We start from the raw sequence: 14,561 nt of genomic DNA on the forward strand, positions 1-14,561 counted from the left end.
TGGCACGTTGGCCTCTACGGGGGTCACCGGTTTCGCCCTGTTGGCCATCGCAGCTGTGGCTGCTCTGAGCGTCGGCCTGGTCCTGGTCCGGCGCAGCAGGGTCCGGGCATGATGAGCTGAGGACCTGTCCCGATCCCGGTCCAGGACCAGGAGTGTGGCCCCCGCCGTTCATCGAAACGGCGGGGGCCACCTGTCTGGCCGGGCGAGTCAGCGGACGAGCCTGATGTGGAATATGGCCATCGCGGGCTCACTGTCCCGTTCGTCCCGCATCCTTGCGAATATGCTGGCCTTCTGGGATACGTCGGGTGATGGACTCTCCGCTGCAGTGGTTTGCTGTCGAGTGCTGAGCGGGCCGGCTCATAGCCAGGGCCCGCCCCGAACGCTCTGGTCGAGCGTCGGGGCGGGCCCTGTGCTGTCGGGCTCGGCTATGTGTCAGTAGCGGTAGTGCTCCGGCTTGTAGGGACCCGCGACATCGAGGCCGAGGTAGTCGGCCTGGTCCTTGGTCAGCTCGGTGAGCGTGGCACCCAGCGCGGGAAGGTGCAGGCGTGCGACCTTCTCGTCGAGGATCTTCGGCAGGGTGTAGACCTCGTTCTGGTAGCTGCCGTCGCCGGGGCGGACCTTGTGGGACTTCGCGAAGATCTCGATCTGGGCGATCACCTGGTTGGCGAAGCTGGCGCTCATCACGAAGCTGGGGTGGCCGGTGGCGTTGCCCAGGTTCAGCAGGCGGCCTTCGGAGAGCACGATGATGGAGCGGCCGCCGGTCTCCGGGAAGACCCACTCGTGGACCTGCGGTTTGATCTCCACCTTTTCGATGCCGGGGATCGCGGCCAGTCCGGCCATATCGATCTCGTTGTCGAAGTGGCCGACGTTGCCGACGATGGCCTTGTCCTTCATCTGCTGCATCGCCTCGGCGGAGATGATGTCCTTGCCGCCGGTGGTGGTGATGAAGATGTCACCGATGCCGACGACCTGATCCAGGGTGGACACCTGGTAGCCGTCCATGGCGGCCTGCAGCGCGGTGATGGGGTCGATCTCGGTGACGATGACCCGGGCGCCCTGTCCGCGCAGCGCCTCGGCCGCGCCCTTGCCGACGTCGCCGTAGCCGCACACCACGGCGACCTTGCCGCCGATGAGCACGTCGGTGGCGCGCATGATGCCGTCCGGCAGGGAGTGGCGGATCCCGTACTTGTTGTCGAACTTGGACTTGGTCACCGAGTCGTTGACGTTGATCGCCGGGAAGAGCAGCTGACCGTCGCGGGCCAGCTGGTAGAGGCGGTTCACCCCGGTGGTGGTCTCTTCGGTGACGCCCAGCAGGGTACTGGCCACGCCCGTCCACCGGGAGGGGTTCTCCGCCAGGGAGGACCGAAGGGTCTCCAGGATGATCCGGTACTCCTCCGGGTCCTCCTCGGTGCCCGAGGGGACGGCGCCGGCGGCCTCGAACTCGACGCCCTTGTGGACCAGCAGGGTTGCGTCACCGCCGTCGTCGAGGATGATGTTGGCACCCTTGGCGGGGTCCTCATCCACACCGGGCCAGGCGAAGATCTGGCTTGCGGTCCACCAGTACTCCTCCAGCGTCTCGTTCTTCCAGGCGAAGACCGGCACGCCCTGGGGGTCCTCAGGGGTGCCGTCACCGACGACGACGGCGGCGGCGGCCTCGTCCTGGGTGGAGAAGATGTTGCAGGAGGCCCAGCGGACCTCGGCGCCCAGGGCGGTGAGGGTCTCGATCAGCACGGCGGTCTGCACGGTCATGTGCAGCGAGCCGGCGATGCGGGCCCCGGCCAGCGGCTGGGACTCGCCATACTCCTCGCGCAGGGCCATCAGGCCCGGCATCTCGTGTTCGGCCAGGCGGATCTGGTGCCGGCCGGCCTCATGCAGGGAGATGTCGGCGATCTTGTAGTCGAAGCTCATGGGGCAGGGGTCTCCTCGTCGGTGGTGCTGGAGGCGGCGTCGGCCAGGAGTCGGGGCACGCCGTGCTCGATGGGGTAGCGGATGGTGTCATCGCTGACGGAGACCAGGTGGTCGCCGTCCTGACGCAGCGGTGCCGCGGTCACGGGACAGCGCAGGATCTCGAGGACGTCGGGGGAGATGACGGTCGTCTGGGGTGCACTGGGCATGGATCCCAGCCTATCGCGGAGCGATGACGGGGGCCGGTGCCCACGTCACCTGCGGACACTCGCAGTGTCAGGAAGGGCTGCGCCCGTGAGATAGTTCCCGCATGCCGAGGATCGAGACCTTCGTCAATGCGCTCCTCCACAAGACTGCCGGGTCCGCCTTCATCTTTGTCCAGCAGATCACGTTCCTGGTGGTCCTAGCCGTTCCCAGTGTCTCGTTGGCGGTCTCCGCTCCTGGGCCCTCGACGTGGACGTTGGTGGCTGTGGGCCTCAGCCTGCCGGCTGCCGGTGTCGTGCTGCTGCTGTGGCTTCGCAGCCGGGGTGTGCCCCGTCGTCTCGAGGTGCTCCTGCCCACCACGAGCATCGTGGCCTGCGGCATCTGCAGGATCGCGACGTACCCGGATGGAGCCATGCTCTCCACTCTGGTTCTCGTGCCGTCCCTGTGGCTCGTGGCCCGGTTCCGGGTCCGCGGCGCGGTGGTGGCCACGGTGACTGTGATCGTCTCCGTCACATTGCCTTCCTTGGTGCTGTATGTGGAGGATGTGACGTTCACAGATGTCGCCCGGTACTCGGGCCTGCCTGTCACCCTGGTGCTGATCTGTGCTGCGGTTCTGGGCCCGCTGCAACAGCTGGAAGCCAGCCGGAGGACGGCGGAACGTGCTCTGGTCCGGGAGCAGGAGCTCCGTCAGGACGTGGAGAAGTCGGACAGGAGATTGGCGGGGGTCCTCGAGAACCTGAACGTCGGTGTGCTGGTGATGGACGCCGAAGGACACGACGTCATGATGAACAAGGCCCAGCGGGAGATCCACGCGATCGTCTCCCCGGACTCCAATACGGACAGAACTGAGGCGGGTCACCTGATCTTCCACTCGGATGGAAGCCCCGTGGAGCCTGAGGCGCGACCGGCGGTTCGGGCCAACCGGGGGGAGGACTTCGACAGATTCGTCTTCCTTGCGGGAGCTCCAGGGGCGGATCAGCGAACCATCTCCTGCAGCTCGCGTGCGGTCCTGAAGCCGGACGGCAGCCGGGAGTCCGCCGTGCTGATCTTCCGCGATGTGACGGAGGAGCACTCGGCGCTCGAGATCCAGCGGAAGGTGATCGCTTCCGTGTCCCATGAGATGCGGACCCCGCTGACGTCGATGATCGGCTTCGCCGACCTCGCCGACGATGCGCTGGAGGACATTCCGTGGTCCTCGCAACGTGGCGTCGCCTCGGAGCACCTGGCGGTCATCCGGCGCAATGGCGAGAAGCTGGAACGGCTGGTCCGGGACCTGCTGGACGAACAGCAGGCGGCCCTGCGGGTGATGACGCTGAACAAGGAGCCCTTCGACATCGGGCTCTTAGTTTCGCAGTGTCTCGAGGCGGCGAGGCCGTCTGCAGTGCGCCATGGCATTCAGCTGGACGTGGAGAGCCGCGGCCCGTGTGTGGTGTCGGCCGATCGGTCGCGGATCACCCAGGTGCTGGACAACCTCATCGAGAACGCCGTGAAGTACGGACGAGAGGAAGGTCGGGTCTGCGTCACGGTGCGGCAGACCGCCGAAGGAGCCGTCGTCGAGGTCGCAGACGACGGCCCTGGCATGACCCAGAAGGAGGCGAGCCAAGTCCTCGTTCCGTTCTACCGGGCGGCGTCTGCCAGGAGGTCCGTGGTCGGCGGTGCCGGCCTGGGACTGGCCCTGGTGCACAGCATCGTGGAGGCCCATGGCGGGACCATCAGCGTGACGTCAGCCCCGGATGAGGGGACGACCTTCAGAGTTATCCTGTGATAGTACCGTGGCCGGAACAACGCCCGAGCCGGGAATCGACGATGTGCGGAGGGTGAATGCCCGAGACTGACGCCGCTGACGCGAACCGCCCGTCGCGTGTACGGGTGCCGCTGCTCGCTTTCTTGGGCTGCGTGGTCTATGGGGCGATGGCCGCGGTGGTCTTCTGCTTCTCCGGGGCGTTCGGCACCTTCGGGGACTCCCCGTGGCGCGACGCAGCATTGGTGATCGTCACCGGGATCTCTGCGTTGGCGCTGACCTATGTCAGCCTGCTGGTCGTCACCTATGTGAGGCGTCGCCCGAGCCGGTCGGGGGACCTCGAGGATCTGAGCTGGCATGTGATGATCCCGTGTCGGGACGAGGAGAGCGTCATCGCTGAGACGGTCTCCGCGGCCCGCAGCAGCTTTCCGGGCATGCACGTGTGGGTCATCGACGATGCCAGTGAGGACGCCACAGCAACGATCGTGACGGGTCTGAGCGACTTCGACGACAAGGTGCACCTGATCTCCCGACGTCGACCTCACGCCCGGACGGGAAAGGGCGACGCCCTCAACAGTGCGTATCGGGTCATCGCCGATTGGGTCGCAGAACACTCCACGGACTGCCGACGCACGATCATCGGGGTGCTGGATGCGGACGGCTTCCTGTCAGACAACGCTTTGGACCTGTTGGCCGGCCCCGATGCCTTCGGTGACGAGTCCGTCGGAGCGGTTCAACTCGAAGTCTGGATGAAGAACCGGGATGACAAGCGGCCACGCCCGACCTCGGGGAGGCTGGTCAACTGGCTGGGTCGGGTATTGGTGCGGCTGCAGGACATCGAGTTCCGCACCTCGAACTCTGCGATGCAGATGCTGCGCGTCCAGACCGGGACGGTGGGGATGGGAGGCAACGGCCAATTCACCCGACTGTCCGTCCTGGCCGATCTCGACGACGCGTTCGGTCAGCCATGGGGCCAGAAGCTGTGCGAAGACTATGAACTGGGCCTGAACATCCTGGCACGCGGCCACCGGACGCACTACATCCCTGATGCCCACGTCTCGCAGGAGGCGCTGCCGTTCGGCAGGCGTCTGCTGACCCAGCGGACCCGGTGGTCCCAGGGGAACCTCGAATGCGCGAGCAACCTCCGGGACCTGCGCAGGAGCAGCCACGTACAGGGTGCCGGCTTGGCAGAGATCCACTACTTCATGGCGCAGCCGTGGCTCATCATGATCAACCTGCTGCTGGGTCCGGCCCTGCTGGTCCACGCGGTGGTCACGGGCAATGCTGGATTCGCCGCGGGGGAACCTCTGGAATGGATGATCCTGCTCGCCGCAGTCTTCATCGTGTTCCCCTACGCACTGTGGGGGCTGGTCTATCGTCGATCTTGCGAACCTGGACTCGGCGGCGGGCAGGCGGTCCTCCTGGGAGCCTGCTACCTCATATACGTGTACCTGACGTACCTATATTACCCGCGTGCGATGGCGCGCATGCTCACCGGCCGCACCGGCTGGGCCAAGACGCTGCGCAATGCCGATGCCGTCGACCTCGGCCCGATGCCTGCTGTGCCTGCCGGACTGCTGGCGCACCCGCTGGTCTCAGCCACCGTCGTCGACGATCTCGCCGTGGAGCTCGGAGGCGACCAGGAGTCCTCTCGGGAGCTTCTGGGCATGTTCGCCGTGGTCTGGCCGCGGCGTTGGGCGAACCTCAGGCTCGCCGTCTCCGCCGAGGACGAGGTGGCGATCCGCGATGCGCTCGGAAGCATCCGCGTGTCGTCCGACATGCTCGGCGCTCAGCGGCTTGCCCAGTGTGCTCGGGACGTGGAGGTGGTTCTCGAGGGGGGCGACCGCACGGAGGCCGATCAGAGCATGAAGGTGCTGCATCGCGTGGGGGAGGAGACCGTGGATGCTGTCCGTGGGATCGTCATCCCTCGGTGAGCAGCTCCGTCAGGGAGGCGCGGAGTTCCCGCGGCCTGAAGGGCTTCGTGATGTAGGCGTCCGTGCCGGCGTCGCGACCGGCGGCCTCGTCCGCGGCGGATGCCCGAGCGCTGATCATCACGATCTTTCCCGAGAACGAGTCGCGTACGCGTCGCACCAGCTGATGACCGTCCATGTCGGGGAGGCCCACGTCGACGCTCAGCAGCGAGTAGTCCGTGTGCTCGGCCAGCCGCAGGCCTTCTCCTCCCTCGGACACGGAGTCCACCTGAAAGCCCATCTGGGTGAGCACCATCTCCAGGAGCCGCCTGATGTCGTCATCGTCCTCAATGATCAGTGCCGTGGTGGCTGAGCCCATCGTCTCCGTCCTTCCGTCGAATAGGGCGTTGGGGCTGAGGTCCGAAGTGCTGGGAGACCGTCAGGAATACGGCAGCGTGTGCAGCCGGCGGCTGAGCTCTCCGGTGCGTTCCTGCTGGCGGCGCAGCCTCCGGTACTCGCGGTTGCGTCGCTCGGCCATGACGGCGATGAGGAAGTCCATGGAGGACGACGGCGGCGGGGGAGGGGAGATGTGCGGGCGCAGCTGATCGGCGAGCTGGTCGGCGGTGCGGTGCAGCACGCCGAGGTTGTCCCCGCGGCCGGTGGTCTCCATCCGGCGCAGCAGCCGGGAGATGCGCAGCGCGAGCCGGTCCGGGATGCGGCCCAGGTCCGCGATCTGGGTCCAGGACGTCAGGTGCTGGGGCACCGGCAGCATCATGGGCTTCACCTTCGGCTGGCGGACCAGGATGCCGTAGGTGCCGGCGGCCATGTCGCCCAGACGCTTGCCGCGGGCGTTGATCATGCCGCAGAAGAGCGGCAGCACTCCGAAGGAGAGGAAGTTCTCCGGGAAGCCGATCAGCCCGCGGATCAGCGCATGGCGCAGCCGGACGGTGCCGCCGTCGTCGCGGACGATCCGCACCCCCATGATGAGTCGGCCCACCGAGCGCCCTCGGGAGAGCGTCTCGATGGTGATCGGTAGGATCACGAAGCACAGCACCACGGTGCTCAGGGAGAATGCCGCGTACATGGCAGGGTCCATGGTCTGGAAGATCTGTCCGGAGTAGTACCCGAAGAGCAGCTGGATGCCGATGTAGATCAGGACATAGATGACCAGATCAATCAGCAGCGAGGTGCCGCGCACCGCCACGGAGGCCGGCGGCAGCTCAAGTCTGACGGCCTCGCCGGTGATCACGGTGCGCATGACACCCACTGTACTGGGACCGACGTCGCACGTCAGCGTGTTGAGCCGGCCCTGGGTTAGGCTCGGTGCCGTGGACATCGATGCGTTCGTCGCCGTGCATCAGTCGGAATGGGACCGCCTGGCGGTCCTCTCCGACCAGCGCCGCCTGAGCGCGGCCGAGGCTGATGAGCTGCTGCGCCTCTATGAGCGCACCTCCACGCATCTGTCCATGGTGCAGGCGGTGGAGCCGGGGGGCTCCCTGGCCGCCGGGCTCTCCGCCCGGCTGGGGCGGGCCCGCACGCAGCTGACCGGCTCGGGCGGCAACGTCTTCGAGGGCATCGCCTACTTCTTCGCCCAGTCGCTGCCGGCCGCGTTCTACCGGATCCGCTGGCTGACTCTTATCCTGGGGGCGGCCTTCATCGCCGTGGCTGTGGGCTACGGCATCTGGACCTATCATCATCCGCAGCTCGACCTGCTGATGCCGGAGGCCGAGCGGGAGGCCTATGCCGGCTCTCAGTTCGAGGACTACTACTCCGAGCATCCCAACTCGTCCTTCGCCGCCCAGGTGTGGACCAACAACGCCTGGATCGCCGCCCAGGAGGTCGCCTTCGGGGTGACCGGCGTGTGGGTGCCCTTCATCCTGTTCCTCAACGCCCAGGGCGTGGGCATCGCCGGCGGCATCATGGCGGAGCAGGGCGCAGCCGACGTGTTCTGGCTGAACATCCTGCCGCACGGGCTGATGGAGATCACCGCGATATTCATCGCCGGTGCCGCGGGTCTGCGGATCTTCTGGGCCTGGGTGGCGCCGGGGCAGCAGCGGCGCCTGACCTCACTGGCCTATGAGGGGCGGCGGCTGATCACCGTGGCCGTGGGGCTGGTGATCGTGCTGCTGGTCTCCGGGATCGTGGAGGGATTCGTCACCCCCAGCGCCCTGCCGTCCTGGCTGAAGATCGGCATCGGTGCGCTCGTGCTGGCCGCCTACTGGGTGTACACGCTGGTGCTGGGCGGCCGCGCCCACCGGGCCGGTGTCACGGGCGACCTGGGCCGCTACGACGCCGGCTCGCATGAGCTGACGGCCTGAAGCCTGGCCGAACCGCTTGGCGGTTCCGACACTCTGCGGCAGGTCTCCACGGAAATGCCGTGTCAGGACCGTACGCTCGACAGTGGAAAGCACTGCGTGGAGAGGCGATCATGAGCGCGAATTCGAAGCGGCCTGAGAACGAGGAGACCGCCGGGACCGGCCACGACTTCGAGTCGGGTCTCGACTACGGCGCCTTCGCCGAGGACGCCCCGGACTTCCCGGAGGATCGGCTCGAGGGCACGGACCCGGACGGACCCCAGCAGGAGGCGTCCGGCGACGCCGCCGCGCCGTCGGCCGACGAGGACGCCACCACGGCGGTGCCGCGTCCCGACCAGGACGCGACACGCCCGCTGGACGACGTCGCGGCGGCAGAGGCGGCCCCCGAGCCAGTCCCCGAGCCTGCGGACTCGGACACCTCCGCGACAGCCGCGCTGCCGCGGACCGGAACTCCAGAGGGGACGGCCTCCCCCCAGTCGGCGACCTCCCCGGAGTCGATCTCTGCGGCGGCCGAGGCCCCCGCGGCCGTCCCCGCTCCCGGGACGGCGTCGCCAGCCGCCTCGCCGGCTGCCGGTTCGCCTGCTCCGGCCGACTCGGAGGAGCCGTACCGGCCCTACGAGGCCACCGCGACGACGGCTGTGCCGCGCCACGAGTCCGGCGAGGCCATCACAGATGCCGACCTGGATGAGGAGGTCGCCCGGGACAAGCGTGGCGTCTCCCGTTTCTTCCAGGTCCTGGTGGCGATCTTCGTGCCACTGATGATCACGGTCGCCGCCATCCGGCTGGTGGCCTCCCCGGTCTTCCTGTGGATCGCATACAACCGGCCCGGGTTCCCCGAGGACACCGGAGGATTCGACGTCACTGACCGGCTCCTCTACGGCTCCTACGGCATGGACTATCTGTTCAACGCCGCCAACTCCCGGTACCTGGCGGAGCTCGCCCCGGGCGGGGAACCGCTGTTCACCGAGGCTGAGGTCAGCCACATGACCGATGTGAAGCTGGTCATGGTCTCTGCCATGGGCGGCGGACTCGTCCTGCTGCTGCTCACCCTGATCTTCGCCCTGCTGCTGCGTCGTTGGCGCCCCGGTGGAGTGGCCCGCGGCTTCTTCGCCGGAGCATGGGCGACCCTGGGGTTGATCGCTGCAGCCGCCGTCGTCGCGGTCCTGAGCTGGCAGCAGTTCTTCGACACCTTCCACCGCATCTTCTTCGCGGACGGCACCTGGACCTTCAGCCCGGACTCCACGCTGATCCGGCTCTACCCGGAGCAGTTCTGGATGGACGCCGGCATCGCGGTGGTCGGGCTGGTCGCGCTCATCGCCGTGATCATTCTGATCGTCACGTGGCCCACCAAGCGTCGCCGTGCCCGGCGCAGGGCCCGCCTGGAGGAGGTCTACGCGATCCGGCGGGAGAAGCTGGTCGCCGAGCTGACCAAGGACGCCGAGTACTCCAACGCGCCGCGGGTGGGCCGCTGAGGACCGCCTCATCAGCCTCTGAGCGGGCTGTCGTGCCCTGTGACACCACGGAGCCCCGCCGGTCCATCCGGCGGGGCTCCGTGCGTCTGTGTACTCTTTAGTACTCTGTGGGGGGCGCAGACCCCGTCCTCCACGCCGAGAGCACCGTGGCCCGATCGGGCCGATGTCGAAAGGGAACACCGCATGCTGAGAACCGTCATGGGTGGCAAGATTCACCGGGCCACGGTCACCCAGGCTGATCTCCACTACGTCGGATCCGTCACGGTCGACCAGGATCTCCTCGATGCCGCGGGGATCGTGGAGGGCGAACAGGTGCAGATCGTCGACATCACGAACGGCGCCCGCCTGGAGACCTACACCATCGCGGGCGAGCGAGGCTCCGGGGTGCTCGGCATCAACGGCGCCGCCGCCCACCTGGTGGCCCCCGGTGATCTGGTGATCCTCATCTCCTACCAGATGGGCACCGACGCGGAGATCGCCGAGCACACGCCGAAGATCGTCCATGTCGACGGCGAGAACCGCATCGTGGCTCTGGACGACGACGCCGCCGAACCGGTGCCAGGTGCAGAGGGGCAGGTTTCGGGGCGGGTGTGAGCGGGGCCGCCAGTGGAGGGCCAGTGTCTCTGGCTCAGTTCACATTGTCGAAGGTCTGGCGGTTCTTATGATTTTCCATGGGCAGGCTTGGGCGCATCGACACACCAGAAGTTTGCATTCGCGAATTATCCGCTACAGGGTGTCGTGATGCATGGGGGCCTCCGCCGAGTACATGTAGATGTACTGTGCACCGTTTTATCGGGTATACAGTTGCCGATGCGGTGGACGTAGCTGGTCATGTGGATAGTTCAAGGTGTTGCGATTGGGCCGGACATGTTCCATCTGCATGGGCGTCATGATTTTTCTTCGAGGAAAAGAGTTCTTGTGGTTTCGAGGGAGTTCTCGACCGTCGGTGTGATCGGGCTGGGGTACATCGGTCTGCCCACCGCGGCGATCCTGGCCGACAGCGGGGTGCGGGTCGTCGGGATGGATGTCTCACCGGTCAACGTCGACGCGGTCAACAACGGGGAAGTGCCGTTCGTGGAGCCGGGTCTGCGGGAGGTCGTGGAGCGTGCGGTGGCCGCCGGGATGCTCTCGGCATCGACCGAGACCCCGGTGGCGGACGCCTACATCGTGGCGGTGCCGACCCCGTTCACCGATTCCCATTCGGCGGACCTGTCCTACATCGAGGCCGCCGCCGATGGGATCGCGCCGAAGCTGACCGGTGGTGAGCTGGTGATCCTGGAGTCCACCTCTCCCCCCGGGGCGACCGAGCACATGGCCGAGCGGATCCTGAAGTCCCGCCCTGACCTCGCTGCGGGCGACCTGCTGGTGGCCCATTGTCCGGAGCGCGTGCTGCCTGGGCGGATCATGGTGGAGATGGCCACCAACGATCGGATCGTGGGCGGGCTGACCCGAGCCGCTGCGGAAGCCGCGAAGACCCTGTATCAGGCCTTCTGCACCGGTGAGGTCCTGCTGACCGACGCGAAGACCGCGGAGATGGCGAAGCTGACCGAGAACAGCTTCCGGGATGTGAACATCGCCTTCGCCAACGAGCTCTCCGTCATCTGTGACCAGCTGGGCGTCGACGTGTGGGAACTGATCGAGCTGGCGAACCACCACCCGCGCGTCAACATCCTGCAGCCCGGTCCTGGCGTGGGCGGGCACTGCATTGCGGTGGACCCGTGGTTCATCGTGGACGCGGCCCCCGATGCCGCACGGCTGATCCGTACTGCCCGGGAGACCAACGATGCCAAGCCCGAGTGGGTGCTGGGCCGCATCGAGCAGGCCCTGGAACATCACGGGCGGGAGGCCACGGTGGCGCTGATGGGCCTGGCGTTCAAGGCCAACATCGATGACCTGCGGGAGTCGCCGTCGCTGTCGATCGCGCAACGTCTGGCTGAGCGCGCCCCAGAGGCCGGCATCCTGGCTGTGGAGCCGCATATCGACCAGCTGCCCGCCGAGCTCGCCGGGTCCGGCAACGTCTCCCTGGCAGGGATCGACGACGCTGTGCAGAACGCCCAGATCCTGGTGCTGCTGGTCGACCATGACCAGTTCAAGGCCATCGACGCCGCCCGCCTGGTCGGGCACACGGTGATCGACTCCCGCGGCATCTGGCGCTGACCCACCTGGCGAGGGCAGTCGCTCAACGGTATAAAATCGGGGAGTCCGTTACTTCAAGAAGGGGCACCGTGAAAGAGAACGCTCGAGACGCCGCTCTGGCCGAGAGCCCGGAGTCGCACCGGCTCAAGCCCGAGACAAGCACCTCCACGACCAAAGCCGTCGGCGGTCGTGCCAGTATTGCCTATGAATCGAACGTTGGTCTTGAGCACCCCGCGTCCAGCGAGGGAGGTAGCGGCAAGCGAATGAATTCGCGAAAGAAAGTCGAAAAAAGGAAGACTGATAGTCAAGTAATTAGTGACTTGCCATTCATTATGGCGATCCGTAGGAATATTTTTGACGGAACTCCACTGTCTATTCTATTTTCTCGGAAGCAGTCGATCGGAGTTGCTCACCATCTCATCGAGGCAGGCCATTACATCGAGGTCAAGCCCATCATAGAACAGTTCGGCATTGAGTCCGCGCTGAAGGTTTCCGAGCTTCGCCTGCTGTATCGGCACGCTCGATCTTCCGGGTACATGCTCTATGCACTGCGTCTTCTGCAGGCCATTGCCGACCGGACCCGTGCGGATGCGGACCGCATAGCCATGGAGAGGGTCGAAGCGGAACTTGGAGTCTTCGAGGATCCGTGGGAAGGGCTGCCGGACTTACCGCGGGTTGATGCATATGATGCAGGTGGACCCATCCTGCATATGGTGGGAAAGAGCCTGCCGGCGACTCAGACCGGGTACACATTGAGGACTCAGTACACTGTCGAGGCGCTGCGCCGACAAGGAATCGAGTCAGTCGTTGCCGTGCAGTCGGGTGGGAACACAGCGGAAGCAACTCCTCTTCGGAGCGAACAGTCCGTGGAGGGTATCAGGACCGTGCAGCTTGGCGGTCCTGCTCGGCAGGATCATGGGCTGAAGCACTGGATCATGCAAAATGTGAAGGAGCTTTATGATGTTGCTATCAAGGAGCGCCCGAGCGTCCTGCATGCTCATTCAGACTTCTTCAACGGTGTCATCGCGACCCAGGTTGGGCAGGCAACGGGCGTGCCGGCCCTGTATGAGTCTCGCGGATTCTGGGAAGAGTCGTGGCTGTCTAGAGTGGCGAGGGCCCAGGGTTGGGATGACACTGACCTCGTCTTTCAGATGTACGGGATTCCTGAAGCCTATGCATACCGGCGCCGTAACGAGAGGCTGGTGCGAGAGCGTGCGAGGCATGTGGTCACGTTGGCTCGGGTGATGAGGGATCATATTCTAGATGAAAGTAGCCCAGAGCGCCTGGATGCATCACGTGTATCACTCGCACCTAATGCTGTTGATGTCGACGAGTTTCCTGTCGTTACTCCTTCATTGAGAATTAAGGAGAAGCTTAACCTTTCGCCTGATACGAAGATTATTGGATATATCTCATCCATCGTGGAATATGAGGGAATTGAGACACTCGTTAAAGCGTTTGATCGGCTCGCCCGAAAGTACGAGAATGGCCCCGAGAAGATTCGCCTAATGATCGTTGGAGATGGAAACTATCTCGGCCAGATAAAGCGATCTGTTCGCCAGAAAGGTCTAAAGTACGTAAAATTCCCCGGAAGGGTCCCCCATGATGAGGTCCTCGACTACTACAGCGTCATCGATCTTTTCGTGGTTCCGCGGCGATCCACCCGAGTGACTGAGTTGGTTACTCCGCTGAAGCCTTTTGAGGCTTTCTCCACAGGGCGAACAGTTGTGATGTCTGATGTAGCTGCGCTTTCAGAGATTCGTGAAGATGTGGGTGCCGCATGTGAGACATTTCCCGCGGGCGATTCGGTAGCGTTGTCTGAAGTTCTGGACAGCCTCTTGAGCAATGCTGAGCGGCGGCGGGCTATGGCCGAGGAAGGTGCTCGCTGGGTGCGGGAAGCCCGTACATGGGACTCCAATGTGCCTCACTATCGTGCGGCCTACAGGAAGCTGGGGGCCTCGGTCTAGGGCGAGTCTGACGAATGAGCGGTCCATGCGATCACCGCGTTGACAACCAGAGCACCCCGATAGGTCTTCGCCTACATCTCATAGCGAGTCGCGACCCCGCGCCCGTGCTTGATATGACGATTGCGGCGTTCGACGACGTTGCGACCGCAATGGGTGTCCGGGTCGAAGCTCGGAAGCCAGTGACCGACTGATTCCCACTGTAGCCGATGACACTTCTGTCCCTAAGGCTCGGGGATATGGTCGGTTGGAGCGTCCCGGGTTGCTTGGAGGCTTGGGGTCGCCCCGGGTTCCGTGGAGTCGAGCTTCTTGGATTCTCATGCCACAGTGATGGTGTGCTTGCGTTCGAACTCTAGCGGAGTGAGCCAACCGAGTTGGCTGTGACGGCGCTTTCGGTTGCGCCAGATCTCGAGGTACTCGAAGATGGCTTCGGCGAGGTCGAGGCGGGTGTTTCACTTCTTCCGGGCGAACAGTTCGACCTGCACCGGGACCAGAAGCTCTCGATCGTGGAGATGTCGTAGCAGTCCCCGATGCTGCCCATTGAGACCAGCAGGCTGGAGTCGCGGGCGCGCTGGGTGAAGGCTCAGGATCCGAAACGTGGGTCTCGGTCGGGGTGAATGATGGTGCTGGGTTCGACGGTTTCGCCGAGCCTGCTGTCGATGGCCATGCCGAGCGCGTTGGTCACGAGCGCGGCGTTGGGTGAGGAATCGACGGACCAGCCGACGACGCTGTGGGAGTAGGTGTCCAGCACGACGCAGCAGTACACCTTGCCCGCCCGAGTGGGGTGTTCTGAAGCGCCCTGGGTTTGATGGAGGCCCTGGTCCGTCCTGAGTTCCGTGGCGTCATCATTTCTTGGGTTCTCATGCCGCGGTGATGATCCGATTACGTTCATATTCTATCGGCGTGACCCACCC

At 65.3% G+C, this 14,561-nt stretch carries 12 protein-coding genes and 1 pseudogene; 7 read left to right on the forward strand and 6 right to left on the reverse strand.

The genetic code is table 11. The features are described 5' to 3' along the window. Positions 1–432: 432 nt before the first annotated feature. Positions 433–1,908 (reverse strand): adenosylhomocysteinase, encoded by a 1,476-nt coding sequence (ahcY, locus tag ABD658_RS14195; protein WP_344684166.1) that lies wholly within the window; start codon positions 1,906–1,908, stop codon positions 433–435. Continuing rightward, positions 1,905–2,114 (reverse strand): Trm112 family protein, encoded by a 210-nt coding sequence (locus tag ABD658_RS14200; protein WP_344684164.1) that lies wholly within the window; start codon positions 2,112–2,114, stop codon positions 1,905–1,907. The genes ahcY and ABD658_RS14200 overlap by 4 nt, the downstream gene beginning before the upstream one ends. Before the next feature lie 101 nt (positions 2,115–2,215). Here ABD658_RS14200 and ABD658_RS14205 point away from each other — a divergent pair, with 101 nt between their 5' ends. Further along, positions 2,216–3,874, forward strand: coding sequence for a sensor histidine kinase (locus tag ABD658_RS14205; RefSeq protein WP_344684162.1), 1,659 nt, complete (start codon positions 2,216–2,218; stop codon positions 3,872–3,874). 56 nt (positions 3,875–3,930) lie between these two features. Next, complete coding sequence (locus ABD658_RS14210; protein WP_344684160.1) at positions 3,931–5,784, forward strand: XrtP-associated glycosyltransferase; 1,854 nt, start codon at positions 3,931–3,933, stop codon at positions 5,782–5,784. Here ABD658_RS14210 and ABD658_RS14215 read toward each other — a convergent pair. Next, positions 5,771–6,139, reverse strand: a complete 369-nt coding sequence (locus tag ABD658_RS14215; RefSeq protein ID WP_311026084.1) for a response regulator transcription factor — start codon at positions 6,137–6,139, stop codon at positions 5,771–5,773. The genes ABD658_RS14210 and ABD658_RS14215 overlap by 14 nt on opposite strands. Before the next feature lie 60 nt (positions 6,140–6,199). Beyond that, positions 6,200–7,018, reverse strand: a complete 819-nt coding sequence (locus ABD658_RS14220) for an RDD family protein (protein WP_344684158.1) — start codon at positions 7,016–7,018, stop codon at positions 6,200–6,202. A gap of 70 nt (positions 7,019–7,088) precedes the next feature. Between ABD658_RS14220 and ABD658_RS14225 the strand changes: the two genes are divergently transcribed. The 5 genes from ABD658_RS14225 to ABD658_RS14245 all read left to right on the forward strand — a co-directional run bounded on the left by ABD658_RS14225 (position 7,089) and on the right by ABD658_RS14245 (position 13,650). After that, complete coding sequence (locus ABD658_RS14225) at positions 7,089–8,078, forward strand: stage II sporulation protein M (RefSeq protein WP_344684156.1); 990 nt, start codon at positions 7,089–7,091, stop codon at positions 8,076–8,078. 110 nt (positions 8,079–8,188) lie between these two features. Continuing rightward, positions 8,189–9,547 (forward strand): TIGR01906 family membrane protein, encoded by a 1,359-nt coding sequence (locus ABD658_RS14230; protein ID WP_344684154.1) that lies wholly within the window; start codon positions 8,189–8,191, stop codon positions 9,545–9,547. A gap of 183 nt (positions 9,548–9,730) precedes the next feature. Further along, entirely contained in the window at positions 9,731–10,141 is a 411-nt protein-coding gene (gene panD, locus ABD658_RS14235; RefSeq protein ID WP_344684152.1) for an aspartate 1-decarboxylase, read from the forward strand. Positions 10,142–10,465: 324 nt separating this feature from the next. Next, on the forward strand, positions 10,466–11,704 hold the full coding sequence (gene wecC, locus ABD658_RS14240; RefSeq protein ID WP_344684150.1) for a UDP-N-acetyl-D-mannosamine dehydrogenase: 1,239 nt from the start codon (positions 10,466–10,468) through the stop codon (positions 11,702–11,704). Between the two features lie 68 nt (positions 11,705–11,772). Then, on the forward strand, positions 11,773–13,650 hold the full coding sequence (locus ABD658_RS14245; protein WP_344684148.1) for a glycosyltransferase: 1,878 nt from the start codon (positions 11,773–11,775) through the stop codon (positions 13,648–13,650). Between the two features lie 314 nt (positions 13,651–13,964). Here the strand turns inward: ABD658_RS14245 and ABD658_RS15365 are convergent. Both ABD658_RS15365 and ABD658_RS14250 read right to left on the reverse strand, forming a co-directional pair. After that, positions 13,965–14,084, reverse strand: a pseudogene (locus ABD658_RS15365) (IS3 family transposase); the annotation flags it as partial. Between the two features lie 146 nt (positions 14,085–14,230). After that, a complete protein-coding gene (locus tag ABD658_RS14250; protein WP_344744862.1) occupies positions 14,231–14,539 on the reverse strand; it encodes a DDE-type integrase/transposase/recombinase in 309 nt (102 codons plus the stop codon). Positions 14,540–14,561 lie beyond the last annotated feature (22 nt).

It is taken from the genome of Nesterenkonia aethiopica (assembly GCF_039534665.1).
Lineage (GTDB): Bacteria > Actinomycetota > Actinomycetes > Actinomycetales > Micrococcaceae > Nesterenkonia > Nesterenkonia aethiopica.